This window comes from Pseudomonas arabinosi, from assembly GCF_047758675.1.
Taxonomy (GTDB): Bacteria; Pseudomonadota; Gammaproteobacteria; order Pseudomonadales; family Pseudomonadaceae; genus Aquipseudomonas; species Aquipseudomonas arabinosi.
Map to the genome: position 1 here is coordinate 3,714,102 of NZ_CP180480.1, position 16,970 is coordinate 3,731,071.

Annotated in this window: 13 protein-coding genes and 3 pseudogenes; 5 read left to right on the forward strand and 11 right to left on the reverse strand. The window is 54.2% G+C overall.

All coding sequences use genetic code 11. From position 1 onward, the window contains the following. Positions 1-229: 229 nt before the first annotated feature. Positions 230-1,225: pseudogene (gene ilvA, locus ACMXYJ_RS17460) on the forward strand (threonine ammonia-lyase, biosynthetic); the annotation flags it as partial. A 24-nt stretch (positions 1,226-1,249) separates the two neighbouring features. On the opposite strand, the gene ACMXYJ_RS17465 reads toward ilvA, so the two are convergent. Together ACMXYJ_RS17465 and eco are read right to left on the reverse strand one after the other, a co-directional pair. Next, positions 1,250-1,555, reverse strand: a complete 306-nt coding sequence (locus tag ACMXYJ_RS17465; RefSeq protein WP_033055038.1) for an NIPSNAP family protein — start codon at positions 1,553-1,555, stop codon at positions 1,250-1,252. A 29-nt stretch (positions 1,556-1,584) separates the two neighbouring features. Further along, on the reverse strand, positions 1,585-2,067 hold the full coding sequence (eco, locus tag ACMXYJ_RS17470) for a serine protease inhibitor ecotin (RefSeq protein WP_415756169.1): 483 nt from the start codon (positions 2,065-2,067) through the stop codon (positions 1,585-1,587). A gap of 305 nt (positions 2,068-2,372) precedes the next feature. Between eco and ACMXYJ_RS17475 the strand changes: the two genes are divergently transcribed. Continuing rightward, positions 2,373-2,642 carry a DUF1652 domain-containing protein gene (locus tag ACMXYJ_RS17475; RefSeq protein ID WP_123365031.1) on the forward strand — a complete coding sequence of 90 codons (270 nt, stop codon included), beginning with the start codon at positions 2,373-2,375 and terminating at the stop codon, positions 2,640-2,642. Here the strand turns inward: ACMXYJ_RS17475 and ACMXYJ_RS17480 are convergent. Together ACMXYJ_RS17480 and ACMXYJ_RS17485 are read right to left on the reverse strand one after the other, a co-directional pair. Next, a complete protein-coding gene (locus ACMXYJ_RS17480) occupies positions 2,639-3,034 on the reverse strand; it encodes a hypothetical protein (RefSeq protein ID WP_415756170.1) in 396 nt (131 codons plus the stop codon). The genes ACMXYJ_RS17475 and ACMXYJ_RS17480 overlap by 4 nt on opposite strands. A gap of 92 nt (positions 3,035-3,126) precedes the next feature. Next, positions 3,127-3,396, reverse strand: coding sequence for a DUF2790 domain-containing protein (locus ACMXYJ_RS17485; protein WP_046047138.1), 270 nt, complete (start codon positions 3,394-3,396; stop codon positions 3,127-3,129). A gap of 567 nt (positions 3,397-3,963) precedes the next feature. Between ACMXYJ_RS17485 and tnpB (ACMXYJ_RS17490) the strand changes: the two genes are divergently transcribed. Both tnpB (ACMXYJ_RS17490) and tnpC (ACMXYJ_RS17495) read left to right on the forward strand, forming a co-directional pair. Continuing rightward, positions 3,964-4,368: an IS66 family insertion sequence element accessory protein TnpB gene (gene tnpB, locus ACMXYJ_RS17490; protein ID WP_415756171.1), complete on the forward strand. Its 405-nt coding sequence runs from the start codon at positions 3,964-3,966 to the stop codon at positions 4,366-4,368. Between the two features lie 18 nt (positions 4,369-4,386). Further along, positions 4,387-5,817 (forward strand): annotated as a pseudogene (gene tnpC, locus ACMXYJ_RS17495) (IS66 family transposase); the annotation flags it as partial. Positions 5,818-6,307: 490 nt separating this feature from the next. On the opposite strand, the gene tnpC (ACMXYJ_RS17500) reads toward tnpC (ACMXYJ_RS17495), so the two are convergent. Further along, positions 6,308-7,852, reverse strand: a complete 1,545-nt coding sequence (tnpC, locus tag ACMXYJ_RS17500) for an IS66 family transposase (protein WP_415756172.1) — start codon at positions 7,850-7,852, stop codon at positions 6,308-6,310. 18 nt (positions 7,853-7,870) lie between these two features. Continuing rightward, the gene (gene tnpB, locus ACMXYJ_RS17505) at positions 7,871-8,230 is read right to left on the reverse strand and encodes an IS66 family insertion sequence element accessory protein TnpB (protein ID WP_415756173.1); all 360 of its coding nucleotides are present in this window, start codon (positions 8,228-8,230) and stop codon (positions 7,871-7,873) included. 82 nt (positions 8,231-8,312) lie between these two features. Between tnpB (ACMXYJ_RS17505) and ACMXYJ_RS17510 the strand changes: the two are divergent. After that, positions 8,313-8,438: pseudogene (locus ACMXYJ_RS17510) on the forward strand (transposase domain-containing protein); the annotation flags it as partial. Positions 8,439-8,952: 514 nt separating this feature from the next. Here the strand turns inward: ACMXYJ_RS17510 and ACMXYJ_RS17515 are convergent. Genes ACMXYJ_RS17515 through ACMXYJ_RS17535 form a run of 5 tightly spaced genes read right to left on the reverse strand, consistent with a single transcriptional unit; the run spans position 8,953 to position 16,795 of the window. Then, positions 8,953-9,315 (reverse strand): hypothetical protein, encoded by a 363-nt coding sequence (locus ACMXYJ_RS17515; protein WP_415756174.1) that lies wholly within the window; start codon positions 9,313-9,315, stop codon positions 8,953-8,955. Further along, positions 9,312-10,289 (reverse strand): tetratricopeptide repeat protein, encoded by a 978-nt coding sequence (locus ACMXYJ_RS17520; RefSeq protein WP_415756175.1) that lies wholly within the window; start codon positions 10,287-10,289, stop codon positions 9,312-9,314. The genes ACMXYJ_RS17515 and ACMXYJ_RS17520 overlap by 4 nt, the downstream gene beginning before the upstream one ends. 19 nt (positions 10,290-10,308) lie before the next feature. Then, positions 10,309-13,860, reverse strand: a complete 3,552-nt coding sequence (locus ACMXYJ_RS17525) for a LysM peptidoglycan-binding domain-containing protein (RefSeq protein WP_415756176.1) — start codon at positions 13,858-13,860, stop codon at positions 10,309-10,311. Between the two features lie 29 nt (positions 13,861-13,889). Beyond that, the gene (locus ACMXYJ_RS17530; protein ID WP_415756177.1) at positions 13,890-14,756 is read right to left on the reverse strand and encodes a DUF4123 domain-containing protein; all 867 of its coding nucleotides are present in this window, start codon (positions 14,754-14,756) and stop codon (positions 13,890-13,892) included. Further along, positions 14,747-16,795 carry a type VI secretion system tip protein VgrG gene (locus tag ACMXYJ_RS17535; protein ID WP_415756178.1) on the reverse strand — a complete coding sequence of 683 codons (2,049 nt, stop codon included), beginning with the start codon at positions 16,793-16,795 and terminating at the stop codon, positions 14,747-14,749. The genes ACMXYJ_RS17530 and ACMXYJ_RS17535 overlap by 10 nt, the downstream gene beginning before the upstream one ends. Positions 16,796-16,970 lie beyond the last annotated feature (175 nt).

Here is a 16,970-nt window from a genome sequence, read left to right on the forward strand (position 1 = left end):
ATGAGCAGAGTCGTCAACCTACAGAGGCCGAGTAAAATTGGCCATTGACTTGCCATCAGCGTCCGGCTAATTTCCGGACATGACTTCCACTGTATTGCGCTGCCAGCCAAGCATTATTACCGCCATTCCTTATTTGGCGGGCTAGCTCATGACTGCAGCACCCAACCCGCCCTAGAGGCGGGTTTTTACTTTCTGCCTCCTGGGTTCCGATCAACGTCAGGAGACGACCATGAACACGACCACCGCCCAGCAGACCTTGCTTGAGCACTACGTAAAAAAGATCCTCGCCGCGCCGGTGTATGAGCTCGCGGTGCGTACGCCGCTGCAACCGGCGCCAGCGTTGTCCGAGGCGCTCGGCAATCAGATCCTGCTCAAGCGCGAAGACCTGCAACCGACCTTCTCCTTCAAGATCCGCGGTGCCTACAACAAACTGGTGCAGTTGAGCGATGAGCAAAAGGCACGTGGCGTGATCACCGCTTCGGCGGGCAATCATGCCCAGGGTGTGGCGCTGGCGGCACGTGAATTGGGGATTGCCGCGACCATTGTGATGCCGTGCACGACGCCGGAATTGAAGGTGCTGGGCGTACGCAGTCGGGGCGCCGACGCCGTGCTGCACGGTGAGAGTTTTCCGTTTGCGCTGGACTATGCGCTGAACCTGGCACGGCAAACCGGTCGCACCTTTGTCTCGCCGTTCGACGACCCGGACGTGATCGCGGGGCAGGGCACCGTCGCCATGGAAATCCTGCGTCAGCATCAAGGTCCGCTGGACGCGATCTTCGTCCCGGTGGGCGGTGGCGGCCTGATTGCCGGCATCGCGGCGTACGTCAAATACCTGCGACCTGAAGTCCGTGTCATCGGCGTCGAGTCGGAGCATTCCGCCTGTTTATATGCGGCATTGCAGGCCGGCGAGCGAGTTGTCCTGCCGAACGTAGGCACTTTCGCCGACGGTGTGGCCGTCGCACAGATCGGTGCTTATGGTTTCGAAGTCTGCCGGTTTTGCGTCGATGAGGTGTTGACGGTCAGCAACGACGAACTCTGCGCCGCCATCAAGAATATCTACGACGATACCCGCTCGATCACCGAACCTTCCGGCGCCTTGGCCGTGGCCGGAATCAAGAAATACGTGGCGCAAACCGGTGCCCGTGATCAGACACTGGTAGCGATCGACTCGGGCGCGAATATCAATTTCGACAGTTTGCGCCATGTGGCCGAGCGCGCCGCGTTGAGCGGCGCCCCGGCGTGAGCAGTATCAGGCCAGCAGCGGGCGCAGGAAGGTCCGCTCATAACTGACGATAAACTTCTTCTCGACCAGCGAAGCCACCAGCGCGGTGCTTTCGGCATCTGTCATCGCGATATGCCGGTAGCTTTCATAGTCCGCCAGCGAAGGAAAGCTGAACAGGCAGTAGGCGATATTGCTCGCGCCCTCGGAAGGCAGGAAGTACCCGTGGTGCGTACCGCCCAAACGCTCGACGATGCCGAGCCAGGCCTTGGCGTAGGCTTCGAATTCGCTGAGTTGATACGGATCGATCACATACTTGACGTGGCAGGTAATCAAAATGGCGCTCCTGTAGAGGGACAGAACGGTTATTCCTGGACGGCTTTCTCGACCTTGCTCGACGCCGACCAGATCCGGTAGCGAACTTCGACGTCTTTGGGCACGTAGAGCACGATCGGCAGTTTGCTGTTGTAGCGCAGCATGAAACCGTCACCGACCACCGGCACGAAGTCCTTTTTACTCTTGCCGTCCGGGCAGGCCATCATCGTACTCATCGGGCCGATGACTTTTTCCAGTCGATAGAACGGATAGCCCCAGCCTTCGAGGTTTTTCTCCTCGAGAATGCCGCCCAGGCGTTGGCGATTGCAGTCGACGGTCAGGGTTTTTCCGGCGAGGACTTCGACCTGGAAACCGTCTTCCTGAGTCTGTGGGGCAAGGTGAATGACCTGGCGGGTGAAACCGTTCTCCGCTTTGGGGAACGGCGCGACTTCTTCGAGTTTTGCGGCGTGAGCGATGGTCGACAGCCCGGCAACAATCAGCCCGACGGTAGTGATACAGGTCAAAGAACCCATGATGCCTCCTTGCTTGCGAGTGGGGTCAGCGGATACTGATTTGAATGGTCGCATTCTTACTGGCGTGGTCGGCCAATGCAAACTTGTCGCTGGATGTATGCAAATTGCAGGGGCACCACAACGCCTTTCTTGCATATTGCATGGGCTATTTACGCGCGGTTTCGCTAAATCGTTGATTTACCGATGAGCTGCAGGGCGAAATTCCGGGCATGTTTTATGCTGTAGCTGGTCTTAAGCTGACCGGGGATTTCATTGCGTCAGTATCGATCGTTGATTGGCAGTCTCACATTAAGGAGAGGGTCGCCATGTTTCTTTCTGCCTTGGAACTTCGCAACATCATTGAAAGCAGTTTTTTGCCGAAACGTTGTCAATGCACGCTGTCGCCGGACCTGTCGATGACCGTCAAGGTGTATTCCGATCGGGAAACCGATCACCTCGACCTCATGGTGACCGGAATCAATGCCAAGCACTTAAATGGTTGCCGTGAAATCAACGACCTGATCGCTGGACTGCGCTCTGACATGCAGCACCAGACCATTGCCCAGACGCTGCATCCAGACAGAAAAGCGCTTTAACCCACGGTTTCGAGTTCCATCGACACGCGCTTGGTCTGGAGAAACGCCAGGCCCAGCGCCAGTTCGACCACCACCGCAAGCAATATGCCCGGACCGGCATGGCCATTGAGCCATTCGCCGAAGCCCAGTGCTGCCAGCCCCCAGCAGCCGACCATGAAACCATTGCTCAGCGCATGGCGGGTGATCGAAGGCGCCTCGTTTCGAACCAGATAAAACATCACACCCAATGCCGCGAACAGCATTGCGCTGCGCCGCGCGACAACGCCCACTGCCAACGAGTAGTCGAGACCCCAGATTGACAGCAACCAGTCGGGCATCAAACCCCAGACAAGGGCCAGCAAAAAGCACAGAAGGGAAGAGAAGGTCGACAAGGCACGAAACGATAACTGCATGGCGAATCCTTGCGGCAGTGGGGGGAGGCGCTAGAGCATAGCGCCAGAACCCCTCACCGGAATACCGCAAAGTGTTGAATCAGACCTTTCCGTCAGTTCTGATAACTGCAGGCGTCGGAAAGTTTACGGTAGGAGATTTCCGCAGGCTTGCCCGAGGTGCTATCGATGTACTTCATGTCGGCTGTGACCACTTTGCAGTCCAGCGTCGACGGTTCGGTCAAGGTAATGACCTTGCCCACGTGCAGCGGCATACCGTAGTGGTACGGCACCGCCTGAGAGCTCGAAGTGTCATTGGCCTGGGCGAGACCGGCAAACGCGGTGCAGGCGAGGGCGGTGGTGATCAGCAACGTGCGCATGTTCATGAACGATCTCCGATGCGGGGGGAAGTCAGCTCGACGTATTGGCGTCGAACCTGCCGCACTGGGCGTCAGAGAACTCTGAGGGCGTGCGGTCCAGTAAAGTTTTGGACCGCGCGGTTAAGCGATGGTTAACCCGACTGAGTGCCGCCTGTCGTGAGGAGGTTTCTGACAGAGGTTTCATGTAGGTAAAAAAACTGAGGGAGGTTCGGCCCGTTCCTACACGGCCGGACTCTTTGTCGTCTTTCGCAGGCAGGTTACCAGCGTTTACTGTTTGACCTCGCTGCAAAATCAGCGAGCAGGTTTGGTCACCTGATGCCATCACACATATGTGTGCCATCATTCGCGCTGCGGACATCTATGTCCTCGTAGTGCGTTGCAATGGCGGCTGTGTGCTGGACGCCTTCGGGCGAACCGATTTGATGGTGTCGGTTGACCAAGCCTGCACACAGTCCGCCTCCCATCGTTTGGTCACGGTACTGGCGGTTATTTACTAATCATCGAGTAATTACTATGCCAACGCTAAATCCATTGTAAGCGCTCCATGAACCCCACATTCAAAGCGCTTAGCTGATGCCGGATGCTGTGCTCCCGATTCTCTCAGGAGGCCAGCTCGTCATGATGCGACCCGACGCCAAAGTTGAAAAAGTTTATCTCTACCCCAAGCCCGTGGACTTCAGAAAGTCCATTGATGGCCTCGCTGCGCTGGTCGAGCTGGACATAAAAGTGGCGGTGTTCGATCCCGTGCTCTTCGTTTTTCTCAACAAGCCCCGTAACCGCGTGAAGATTTTGTACTGGGAGCGCAACGGCTTCTGCCTTTGGCTTAAGCGCTTGGAGTCCGAGCGATTCAAAACATCGCCTGATCTCAGCGATGAAGTGATCGTTCTGACCGTCCAGGAACTGAACTGGCTGCTCGACGGTTTTGACCTGTGGCGCAACCGTCCTCACCAGGTTTTGACTCCACGCTACGTAGCCTGACCCGGTATAATCCGGGCCATGATTTCTCTGCCCGACGATCTTCCTGATGACCCCGTTTTGCTCAAGCAGCTGCTGCTTGAGGCACTCAATCGCCAGGAAGAAGTTGCCCAGGCTTATCAGGCTCACATCCTCGACCTGAAAGGACAGATCAAGCTGTTGCGCGACCGCTTGTTCGGGCGTAAGTCCGAGCAGACAGCGCAGCCCAATACGCCGCAACTTGCACTGTTCAATGAGCCTGAAAGCGAGCCGATGCCATTGATCGGCGATGCTGAAGAAGTCGTTTCCCCGGTGCCGCGCCGAGGAAAACGTAAGGCGTTGTCGGCTGAGCTGCCGCGTGTCGAGGTCATCCACGAACTGCCCGAGCACGAACTGACCTGTGCCTGCGGTTGCCGCAAGCACGTGATCAGCGAAGAAATCAGCGAACAGCTGGATATCGTGCCGATGCAGATCCGTGTCATCAAACATATCCGCAAGGTTTACGGTTGCCGTGGCTGCGAAACGGCACCGGTCACCGCCGACAAACCGGCTCAACTGATCGAAAAGAGCATGGCCAGCCCAAGCGTTCTGGCCATGTTGCTGACCACCAAGTACGTCGATGGCTTGCCGCTGCATCGTTTCGAGACGGTGTTAAGTCGACACGGTATCGATATACCAAGGCAAACACTGGCGCGCTGGGTGATGCAGTGCAGCGAACACTTTCAGCCACTGCTGAACTTAATGCGCGACCGATTACTGGAAAGCCCGGTGATCCACTGCGATGAAACCCGTGTTCAAGTATTGAAAGAGCCAGGTCGAGACCCGACCAGCCAATCCTGGATGTGGGTACAAGCCAGCGGCCCGCCAGATCGCAAAGTCGTGTTGTTCGAGTACACGTCCAGCCGTGCGCAGGAGGTTCCGTTACGTCTACTGGAAAGTTATCGCGGCTATGTTATGACCGATGATTACGCGGGCTATAACGCCTTGGCGTTGCAGCCGGGGGTTGAACGGCTGGCCTGCATGGCCCATGCGCGCCGCAAGTTTGTCGAGGCTCAGAAAGTGCAGCCGAAGGGCAAGACGGGACGTGCCGATATCGCCCTAACAATGATCAACAAGCTGTATGGCATCGAGCGCGACCTCAAGGACGGCGATGATGGACAGCGTTTAATCGGCCGTCAGCAAAGGAGCGTACCGATCCTGGCTCAGTTGAAAAGCTGGTTGGAGAAAACGCAGCCCCAAGTAACGCCGCAAAGTGTGCTGGGTAAGGCCATTAATTATCTGGCCAGCAACTGGAGCCGGCTGGAGCGTTATGTAGAAGCCGGTTTTTTACCTATCGACAACAATGCGGCCGAAAGGGCGATAAAACCGTTCGTTATCGGTCGTAAGGCGTGGCTGTTCAGCGACACGCCCAAAGGCGCTACCGCCAGTGCTCAGATCTACAGCCTGATGGAGACCGCCAAGGTCAACGGTAAGCGCTCCATGAACCCCACATTCAAAGTCACCACCTGTCCCAGACGCGGTGCCCCATATTTCTCTACCTGTGGCACATAAATAGCTCACTTACTATTTTGCTGGCATAAGAATGCCAATGTTTGGCTATTTTAGTGGCACAAAAATGCCAAAGTTTGGTTATTTCAGTGGCACAAATATGCCAAGGCCAGGTATTTCAGGTGGTACAAAAGATGGGCCCTATTTTTGTGGTATTTAAATGCCATTCAAATGCCACATAAATGCCACGAAAATGGAGAAGTACGCCCTATCTGTGCTCATGTGAGCCATTTTGGACCTGTACCGGGGGTAGGACTATTTTTGTACCGGGGGTAGGATTTTCCGTTTTTACAGGGCTTTGGAGGCCCAAAAAACGTACCGAGTCTATTACGTGTTGGGTGGATTTGTCGGTACAGCAAAGGATATCGAAAGGTCTCGATAGCGTACGATCCAACCACCCACGATAGGGTCAGGCTTAACGTCGTATCTCTGGCGAACAGTTCCACGGCAGCAGTGCTTCATAGTCCGCCACCGACTGCGCATGTGGTAACTGCTCCAGTACGTGGCGTAGCCACGTATAAGGCTCTTGGCCGTTGACCTTGGCGGTCTCCACCAGACTGTAGATCTGAGCACTGGCGGTAGCGCCTTTGGGCGTGTCGCTGAACAGCCACGCCTTACGACCGATAACGAACGGTTTTATCGCCCTTTCGGCCGCATTGTTGTCGATAGGTAAAAAACCGGCTTCTACATAACGCTCCAGCCGGCTCCAGTTGCTGGCCAGATAATTAATGGCCTTACCCAGCACACTTTGTGGCGTGACTTGGGGCTGCGTTTTCTCAATCCAGCTTTTCAACTGAGCCAGGATCGGTACGCTCTTTTGCTGACGGCCGATTAAACGCTGTTCATCATCGCCGTCCTTGAGCTCGCGCTCGATGCCATACAGCTCGTTGATCATTTTTAGGGCGATATCGGCACGTCCCGTCTTGCCCTTCGGCTGCACTTTCTGAGCCTCGACAAACTTGCGGCGCGCATGGGCCATGCAGGCCAGCCGTTCAACCCCCGGTTGCAACGCCAAGGCGTTATAGCCCGCGTAATCATCGGTCATAACATAGCCGCAATAACTTTCCAGCAGACGCAACGGAACCTCCTGCGCACGGCTGGACGTGTACTCGAACAACACGACTTTGCGATCTGGCGGGCCGCTGGCTTGTACCCACATCCAGGATTGGCTGGTAGGGTCTCGACCTGGCTCTTTCAATACTTGAACACGGGTTTCATCGCAGTGGATCACCGGGCTTTCCAGTAATCGGTCGCGCATTAAGTTCAGCAGTGGCTGAAAGTGTGCGCTGCACTGCATCACCCAGCGCGCCAGTGTTTGCCTTGGTATATCGATACCGTGTCGACTTAACACCGTCTCGAAACGATGCAGCGGCAAGCCATCGACGTACTTGGTGGTCAGCAACATGGCCAGAACGCTTGGGCTGGCCATGCTCTTTTCGATCAGTTGAGCCGGTTTGTCGGCGGTGACCGGTGCCGTTTCGCAGCCACGGCAACCGTAAACCTTGCGGATATGTTTGATGACACGGATCTGCATCGGCACGATATCCAGCTGTTCGCTGATTTCTTCGCTGATCACGTGCTTGCGGCAACCGCAGGCACAGGTCAGTTCGTGCTCGGGCAGTTCGTGGATGACCTCGACACGCGGCAGCTCAGCCGACAATGCCTTACGTTTTCCTCGGCGCGGCCCCGGGGAAACGACTTCCTCTTCGGCATCGCCGATCAATGGCATCGGCTCGCTTTCAGGCTCATTGAACAGTGCAAGTTGCGGCGTATTGGGCTGCGCTGTCTGCTCGGACTTACGCCCGAACAAGCGGTCGCGCAACAGCTTGATCTGTCCTTTCAGGTCGACGATGTGAGCCTGATAAGCCTGGGCAACTTCTTCCTGGCGATTGAGTGCCTCAAGCAGCATCTGCTTGAGCAAAACGGGGTCATCAGGAAGATCGTCGGGCAGAGAAATCATGGCCCGGATTATACCGGGTCAGGCTACGTAGCGTGGAGTCAAAACCTGGTGAGGACGGTTGCGCCACAGGTCAAAACCGTCGAGCAGCCAGTTCAGTTCCTGGACGGTCAGAACGATCACTTCATCGCTGAGATCAGGCGATGTTTTGAATCGCTCGGACTCCAAGCGCTTAAGCCAAAGGCAGAAGCCGTTGCGCTCCCAGTACAAAATCTTCACGCGGTTACGGGGCTTGTTGAGAAAAACGAAGAGCACGGGATCGAACACCGCCACTTTTATGTCCAGCTCGACCAGCGCAGCGAGGCCATCAATGGACTTTCTGAAGTCCACGGGCGTGGGGTAGAGATAAACTTTTTCAACTTTGGCGTCGGGTCGCATCATGACGAGCTGGCTCCTGAGAGAATCGGGAGCACAGCATCCGGCATCAGCTAAGCGCTTTGAATGTGGGGTTCATGGAGCGCTTACGGTCAACGGGCAAGAGCCTTATACGTGGCTACGCCACGTACTGGAGCAGTTACCACATGCGCAGTCGGTGGCGGATTATGAAGCGCTGCTGCCGTGGAACTGTTCGCCAGAGATACGAAGTTAAGCCTGACCCTATCGTGGGTGGTTGGATCGTACGCTATCGAGACCTTTCGATATCCTTGGCTGTACTGCCAAATCCACCCAACACGTAATAGACTCGGTACGTTTTTTGGGCCTCCAAAGCCCTGTAAAAACGGAAAATCCTACCCCCGGTACAAAAATAGTCCTACCCCCGGTACAGGTCCAAAATGGCTCACATGAGCGCAGATAGGGCGTACTTCTCCATTTTCGTGGCATTTATGTGACATTTGAATGGCATTTAAATACCACAGAAATAGGGCCCATCTTTTGTGCCACCTGAAATACCTGGCCTTGGCATTTTTGTGCCACTGAAATAACCAAACTTTGGCATTTTTATGCCACTAAAATAGCCAAACATTGGCATTCTTATGCCACTAAAATAGCCAAACATTGGCATTCTTATGCCAGCAAAATGGTAGGTAAGCTATTTATGTGCCACAGGTAGAGAAATATGGGGCGCCGCGTCTGGGATCAGGTGGTGACTTTGAATGTGGGGTTCATGGAGCGCTTACGTTATTCATGGTTGCACAGAGATCACCCTCCATCTGGCCAAGTCGAATCATTGAATAAATATTGCCTTGCTTAGCAGAATCCTCGTAAGCATCTTTGGCCGCTGTGTCGATATATCGTTTGTTTTTTTGTATTGCTTCGCCTAGATAGTATTGAGCTTCGCTGTCACCGGCAGCGGCAGCGATTTGTAGGTAGGGGAGTGCAGAGATAGCCTTGAACTGGGTGTAAAGCTCAATACCTCGACTCTTGGCAGACTGCTGCTCGCTCGTAAGCTTTGCGCAAACTGGTGAGGATATTCCAGCCAAGAAAAAGGCTATAAAGCACAATGCTCGTGCTGATCGCTGATTCATAATTTATCTGGGAAATATGATAGCGGCGGGTGTGTTGCTTTCCATTCTTTCGACATCTGCTTTGCTTGTTCGATTTGTTCAGGCGTTAGTTTTGCTGCGATTTCAGGGAGCATGTCGTTAGCGTAATCTTGCAAGCCGCCACCACCGTCAAGCTCAAGTAGCGTGTAAATTAAAGCGTATGATTTTACTGGGTCATAAGGGAATCCGAGTTCTGATGGGTTCTTAGATAAAAAAGAACCATATCCGAATACAGCACTTGCATATCCAGCTTTCGCAGCCTTTTCATTCCAGAATCTGAGCGTTTCAAAATCTTTTTTGTACGCAAGAACTTCTACATACCCCATCATACCTAAAGGGTAGCCACCTTCAGCAGATGCTTTCATTAAGCGTTCAACTACTTCTGCTCTCTTTGATGGAAGCAGGAAAAACCCTTTTCCATCACGGTACCCGGTTGCCAGGTAATACTGTGCGAAGGCATACCCACTCTCCGCTGATTGCTCAAGCCACTTGTCGTCTCCAGTTAGGCGAAACAACAGATACATGGCTTCTGCATCTCCTTTGGCCGCTTCTTTTTTAGCAGCATTTAATGCCATTTTTCGCCATTCAGCTGGTTCTTTTCGACCTTTTGGACAGTTCTTCATAACAATACACAGATCGTTCTTGTTTCCAGAGAGTCTAATCATTGAATATATATCGCCTTGAAGTGCAGATGCTTCATAAGCGCTCTGTGCCTCAGGTGTAATATGCCGTTTGACTTTGCGCAGCGCTTCGCCCAGATAATACTGGGCTTCGTGATCTCCTGCTTCTGCGGCGATTTCTAGATGAGAGATCGCAGACAAAGTCTTAAACTGATTGTAAAGAATAATGCCTTTTTCTTTTTCTTCAAGTTGCTGTTGTGAAGGGGCAGCTAACGAATCAAAGCTAATAATGAAAGAAAATATTATAGTGCATAAGAATGACTTTGAATTAATCATGTTAATTTCTCGAGGTTTATTAGCCTGTGTATTTCATGGTGGTTCTTGGGATATAGCTGTTTTCATGAAAGTCTAGTTTGCATGAGCCATCTAGACGTTGACCCAGTTTTTTGCTCTCTCTCACATAAGCTGCTCGAATTTGGTCGCTATCTTGTCGAGAAAATCTCAATACGGGATTTTGCATGAAGTTGTCTAGTTTGTATTTGTTTTCACAGTATTCCTGCCCTGAGGTTTCGGCGATTTCGCCAAATTTATTCATGCTTTTGCATGCGTCTTCAAACTGCTGTTGAGCCTCGGTCAATGTCCCAGAAGCACTGGAGTTTTTACCTATCCAGTTTACTATCTTACTTATTGCTTGTTGTTGTAACAGATATGCCTCATCTCTGAGGTACTCGTGCTTCTCATCATTTGGATCACCTTCACCTCCCTTCGTCGAGGTTACGGCAAAGGCTTGTGGTACAGATGTCAGTGTCATAAATATAGGACCTAAAGCTGCTGGCGTCGCCTGAACGAACCATTTCTCCATTTCCTCTTGGTTGTGATATTCAACAATTGTATGAGCAATGGGCCCTCCCTTTCCACTACTGGTCATCGCGTCATATAGATTCATAATGACGTTGATGCCCATCATGTAGACCATTGCAACATCCAACCCAACCGCGCCGAGCATGTTCAGTGCAGAAGCTTGTTCAGCAGCCTCCGGCGTCATCCAACTAATAGAAGCGCCTTTAGCTTTATACAGCTCACGTCGATAAATATTGATGAGTTCTACAACAGCCTCGTAACCCACCTCAAACTTGAAACTACCAGTCGCACCCGGCCCAAGAACAACCGTTGCTTTAAGATTGAGGATGAATTTTCCCTGATCTAGAGAAATTCCAGCATTGCCTTGCAAGCCCGCGCCATAGGCAGCGCCTAAAGATCCGCTGAGGTTGGCAAGCGTTAGCCATTGGCTAGCGCTGGTAGCCTCCTTACCGTTATTGATTCCGGTGGAGGGGCCCGCACGCAACGCAGCCAATGCTTTAGGTGGAGCCCAATTTAAAGCCCCTGTCAGTTGGATACCTGCTTGCACGCCGGCGAATAGATTGAAATTGGCCTTCATGCCATCTTCAATTTGTACTTTGGCGGCCCTGCCGGACAGGACTTGGCCACTTGACTTGGTGTCGACAGCAGTCAGAGCCTTGGATTGGTACACAAGATCTGGGGTAGGGCTGGTGTCACCGTTGTCGGCTTTGGTTTTGATCATTTCATCGTGGGTCTTACGTTCCGCTTTTGCTTCGGCATCTTCGCGCTGCGCCGGTTTGACAGGGCTGAGTGTGGCGCCATATTTGGCGTTGCCGTTTATAGGGGACAGTTCAATGCTACCGGCGAGCATGAGAGACGCACCGGCGTATCCCCAGGCACGAGCACCGAAGTGGAAGGACATACGGCCGAGGTTCAAAGTTTGAAGCTGAGGATTACCTTCAAGGTAGTAATCGACAGTCACATCCTTGGCCTTCTCCCGTGTCGGCATATCGACTTTTAGCAGTTCCACTTCACCTCGTGCCAAGTCAAAGCTCAGCGACGCGCTTGCCGACATCTGAAAACCTTCAGCGGCAGAGAAGGAGGGGCCTTCCATTTTCACTTCGCCGTGCAGTTTTTTTTGCGGCGGCGCCAAGCAGCGGACGAATTGCGCTTGTGGGCTTTTATCGAACAGCCTTACCTCACCACGAACACTCTTTTTGAAGACTACCTGCTTGAGATGCTCGCCCCATTCTTTGCGCGCGCCGGCATCCTCGAGCTGAGTCACTTTATAGCCACTGCTTTGGAGGAAGCTGTAAAACTTGTCAATATTGAACCAGCCATTGGTGTCAAACCAATCGCCGGCCTGGTCTCCAATTCTTAGTGCGCCCTGGCTTTCAAGCCACTGTCCGAATACCTTCTGCGCACTGTTTTTACTCGCACCACCGTCACCATTTGCGGGAATACCTTCAACCACTTTGCTGATGCTCTTACCGGCTTTTTTCAAGTCTTCCTCAAGCAGTTTTGGCGCACCCTTGAGGGTCAGCAAACTGAACCATTTCAATGGCGTCCCGCTTGCACCGAGCGTGCTGACCTCCCTTAGCGGAAAGCCTTCCTTGATGAGGCGGTCAATAGGCTGCGGCTCAAACTGCTCTGGTTCCCATAGCAAGTGACGTCGAATAGGGTCAGCGGCGACTTTTTGCTTAGCCTTTTCGTGCAAACCTTGTTTTACAACTTGCAACCGGTCCCATTCAGTACGTTCGGCCTCGACCAGCCCGGCCGGTGCCTGGGCATTTTGACCAGTTGCCTCGATCCAGTTTTTGTACTTTTCACGCAGACGGTCATTGATTTCCGACTGCTGTTTTTCTGTATCGAGGAATAGCTTGAACTGCTCGATACCTGAAGTGATGTCATTGCCACTGATCAGCGCATATTCAGGCAAGGCAATCCCGTACTCAGCTACCTTAATAATCGCGTCGGTGTATTCGTGATAGGCAAACGACTTGGCTTCGCCGTGCTTCCAGGCCATATAGGCGTACGTATCACCTTCGCAGGCGTATAGGCACTTCTGCAGCTCGTCACGTTTTTTCTTGTCTGTTTCAAGAAGCTTGGCGATATCTTCCTGCGCCTGTGGCTGGATGCCGTCTTCGCTGATCAAGGCTTTGCGTTTTTCCAGATAATTCTGGACGCGGGCGCGGGCTTCGATTGCCGCAGGAGCGAACAATGTGCCGTTTTCGTAGGTATGTCCCTTCTTTACAGCAGCGGCAATGGCTATTTTTTTAAGCGCCAACCATTCGCTGCGTAACTTATGTAGTTCGCTGTAATCATTGCGAATGCGGTTCTGAGTATCGATATCCGACTGAAGTTGATCTATCCGCGAACGTTGAGTATCGGTTTTTGGCGCTTCGGCTTTTGGTGCATCCTTTTCTTTTGCGCGTTTTGCTTCTTGCCGACTGCGAAGGACCATTCCTGGGTCCATTTCGATATCCGGTTCCTGAGCGTGAATTTCCTCCATTCGCTGGCGCTGTTCGCCTTCAAGGAAGTTACTCAGTTTTGGCTCAAGGAAGTAACTCAGCAATCCACTATCGTCTAATCCCTTGAGGCGCTCATCGCGGGATTTGCTTGGAGAAATCTGATTCTCCAGCGCGTGCATTGCCTCCTTCATCGAGGAAGCAGCTCGCTCGGGCAGTAACCAAAATTCTTGTTCGTCGGTTGCATAAATGGCGGTGCCATACGTGCTGGAACAAGGCTTTGGCTGCTCCTTGAAGCTGGGAGCACACGTTTCTGCAAAGTCTTTTTTGGACCCCAAGCCAATTGGTTTAGGGGCGGGCTCACTCGGGGCTTCGGTCTTTGTAGCCGGTTCGGCAGACGCCACAAGGGGCGATGCAGGTTGCGCAACCGCTTCAGCCTGAGCACTCTTGGGAACACTAAGATTCCAACCCGGCATAATCACATCCGGGTAGGCAATAAAGGGATTCAACTGGCGCAACTGCGCAACAGTGGTTTTGTAGCGAACAGCAATCTCGCTGAGGGTTTCACCAAGACTGACTAAATGATTGGTAATTTCCATGGTGCTTCCGTTCTGTTGTTGCGTCGGGTTCATTGGGGATTGGCGGATGCTGTTTGCATCAGCTGTTCAACCTTGATGAACGACTCTTCCCTGGATTGCAGGATGGCCATTGCTTCTGGCCGTGTTTCAAGCAGCGGCCCGTCGACGACAGAGGCGAGCTTGAGCAAATGGTCACCTTCGTAGATGTTGTTTTTGAGCAAAAGGTCCAGGTTCTCGGTAATTTCATTGATCCGATCATCACCGGGCTCACCGAACGCGGCATATTGCTCATCGACCCAGTACAACCACCCCAGTCGCGCTTGAATCTTTGCTGCGTTGTCGGGAAGGTTGAACGCCGGGCCATCGCCACGCCACTTCAGTTCCGATTTCGTCGTCCATGACAGCCACGCGCCACGCTCTTTGCCGAAGTGGGTCGGGGCAGGGCTATACACCGCTTGCCAAGGACCGAACAATTGAATGGACGCGTCACCTGCGGTGTAGGCCAACGCAGCCCAGAGGCTCGGTATGTGATAGCTCAGCAGGCTTTGGCCGCCGGAACCGTCGTTGGCTCGTAGCAACCAGCGCGCGTGGGCGAGGGCCTGGGTGGCGTCTTCTGCGACCAGGGCAATGCCCGAGTGGTTTTCTTCGCACAATCGCGTGGCTTCGACTGCCAACCGGCTGCCCCAAGGTGCTGTGAGCCAGAGCGGACCTTCGTTGGCGATTTCCGCAAAGTCAGTGCTGCTGAACAAGGCTTGAGCATTCATCGGTTCGCCGATGCGATACAGACGCGACATCGCCTCGGGTTGGCGTGCGCGATCGATGATGAAACACAGGACCTGACTGGACTGTTCCCTGGGCAGTGACTCGAATCCGTAACGAGGTGCGGCCAGCAGGGTGTTCATGGCGGTTACATGCATGTGCAATCCTTACGGCTGCAGGCGCCGTTGCTTTGCTTGCCGCATAACGGAGTGATGCCTGACTCGTTGAGACGACTGGGGAGAGGGGCCTTGCCCGCGACATCCGCATCCGCCACCTTCATCGGCCCTGGTAACAACGGCGCCGCAGGCGTCCCCGAGCCCGGCCCACCGCCCGAGTTAACCTTCACCTGCGCACCACTAATGGTCACACCCCCCGCATCCACCTTCACAAAGCTCCCGCCAGCCTTGGCCGTCAGCTCCATGCCACCCTCAACCACAACCTTTTCCCCAGCGTTGTAGTGAATCTCCTGACCCGCCTCAACAAACTGCGCCGTCCCCACCTTCACATGCTGAGTCACGGCAACCGTCAGGTGATCATTAGCCCGGGTTTCAGTCTTGCGATCCAGATGAGTAATCCGATGTTCTTCAACCTTGAACTCGCTTAAAACATTCGCCTCAACGGTGTCATGCCGCTCATTGCCGATGCGAATCTTCTGGTCATGCTCAATGTTTTCATCCCAATCGCGCTGAGCGTGCAGGTAGATCTGTTCTGCGCCTTTCTTGTCTTCAATCCGAAACTCGTTGTAACCGTTGCCGCCCGGTGAGCTCAGGGTCTTGAACGTGCTGCGGGTTTTGTTCGCCGGTAGGTCGTACGGGACGACGTTTTCCTTGTGGTACAAGCAGCCGGTGATCAGCGGCTGGTCGGGGTCGCCTTCCATAAACGACACCAGCACTTCCATGCCGATGCGCGGGATGGCGATGCCGCCGTAGGCGCTTCCGGCCCAGCCGGTGGCGACGCGCAGCCAGCAGCTGGTCTTGTCGTCGGCCTGGCCTTCGCGATCCCAGTGAAACTGGACTTTGACGCGGCCGTACTCGTCGCAATGGATTTCTTCACCCGCAGGGCCGGTGACGATGGCGGTCTGGCTGCCCAGGACTTTGGGTTTGGGGTGTTCGAGGGCAGGGCGGAAGTGCGCGTCCCACGGGGTGGCGAGGAAGCGGTTGCGGTAGCCCTGGTGGAAATCGTCTTTGTTCTGGGTGACGTCGCTGGTGACGTTTGCACCGAGCACTTGCGGCTGTTTGCCTTCGTGCTGCACTTCCAGCAGCAGCCAGAGGTCGTTCCACTCGGCGCGCGGGTGTTCGCTCAGGGCCATGAAGTGGCCGCTGACCAGGGTTGGCTCGTCGCCTTTGCCTTCGGCAAGTTTGTAGTCGCTGCGATGGCGTTCCAGGGCGCGGGTTGCCAGTTGCTTGCCGCGTTCGCGGTCGGTGAAGCGGCCGGGGTAGTCGTAGTCTTCCAGGTCCGGGGCGAACGCGCTTTTGGCGGCACCTTCGGGAAGGATGCGTGGTTTCTCGAAGTCGTAGTCGCGGCGGCTGACGCGGGTGGTGCGGGTTTCCAGGCGTAGGTTGAAGCGCTTGATCACCGGTTTCTCGGCGGCCATGCCGGAGTCTTGCTGATAGGCCACGGGCGCGAGTTTGCGGAACACCGTCTGGTCATCGCCGAACACCAGTTTGTGGCCGCTGGCACTGTGCTGGAAGTGGAAGTGAATGCCTTCTTCTTCGCACAGGCGCTGGATGAAATACAGGTCGGATTCGTCGTACTGCACGCAGTAATCGCGTTCCGGGTAGATCGCGCCGAGCTGGAAGCTGTAGGCATCGGCCAGGATGCCGTGCGCTTCGAGGACCTGAGCGATGATCTTCGGCACACTTAAATGCTGGAAAATCTGCTGGTCATGGTTGTGGCGCAGGTAGGCGAGTTGCGGCACCAGGCTGATGCTGTAACGGGTCAGGCTTTTGCCGGAGTCGCCTTGCTCGATGCGGTACACCAGACCGTGGATGATGCCTTTGCCGGTGGCGCCGAAGGTCAGGCAGCCGGGCTTGTGCAGCAACTCTTCGAGTTTCAGGTCGGGGCGCGCGCTGACCAGTTCGATGTCGAAGCAGAACGGCTGGTTGAGGGTCTCGCGACCGACGAAGCTGAGTACCTGAAGGTCAACGGAAACGCCTTCCAGCGTCAGGGAAATATGGGTTGCGTTCGCGTCCAGCATGCCTTTAATTCCGTCCTTTGAATAAGCTGGGGCGGATGGTGCAGGATTAAAGCGCCTCGTTCAAGGAAACCAACAGTCATTTACCGACTAAAGTCGTCTGTAGCCCGTAACAGCCTTCTGCCATCATCGCCGCTCACCTCTGTGTGTCCACTTCATCCTGGCAAGTTACTTGTCC

What these genes read in the sequence shown, in the direction of transcription:
- ACMXYJ_RS17530 (WP_415756177.1), bottom strand. Translation starts at nt 14,756, where the DNA reads ATGCATGTAACCGCCATGAACACCCTGCTGGCCGCACCTCGTTACGGA.
- tnpB (WP_415756173.1), bottom strand. Translation starts at nt 8,230, where the DNA reads ATGATGCGACCCGACGCCAAAGTTGAAAAAGTTTATCTCTACCCCACG.
- ACMXYJ_RS17525 (WP_415756176.1), bottom strand. Translation starts at nt 13,860, where the DNA reads ATGGAAATTACCAATCATTTAGTCAGTCTTGGTGAAACCCTCAGCGAG.
- ACMXYJ_RS17535 (WP_415756178.1), bottom strand. Translation starts at nt 16,795, where the DNA reads ATGCTGGACGCGAACGCAACCCATATTTCCCTGACGCTGGAAGGCGTT.
- tnpC (WP_415756172.1), bottom strand. Translation starts at nt 7,852, where the DNA reads ATGATTTCTCTGCCCGACGATCTTCCTGATGACCCCGTTTTGCTCAAG.
- ACMXYJ_RS17520 (WP_415756175.1), bottom strand. Translation starts at nt 10,289, where the DNA reads ATGATTAATTCAAAGTCATTCTTATGCACTATAATATTTTCTTTCATT.
- eco (WP_415756169.1), bottom strand. Translation starts at nt 2,067, where the DNA reads ATGGGTTCTTTGACCTGTATCACTACCGTCGGGCTGATTGTTGCCGGG.
- tnpB (WP_415756171.1), top strand. Translation starts at nt 3,964, where the DNA reads ATGCCGGATGCTGTGCTCCCGATTCTCTCAGGAGGCCAGCTCGTCATG.
- ACMXYJ_RS17485 (WP_046047138.1), bottom strand. Translation starts at nt 3,396, where the DNA reads ATGAACATGCGCACGTTGCTGATCACCACCGCCCTCGCCTGCACCGCG.
- ACMXYJ_RS17475 (WP_123365031.1), top strand. Translation starts at nt 2,373, where the DNA reads ATGTTTCTTTCTGCCTTGGAACTTCGCAACATCATTGAAAGCAGTTTT.
- ACMXYJ_RS17515 (WP_415756174.1), bottom strand. Translation starts at nt 9,315, where the DNA reads ATGAATCAGCGATCAGCACGAGCATTGTGCTTTATAGCCTTTTTCTTG.
- ACMXYJ_RS17480 (WP_415756170.1), bottom strand. Translation starts at nt 3,034, where the DNA reads ATGCAGTTATCGTTTCGTGCCTTGTCGACCTTCTCTTCCCTTCTGTGC.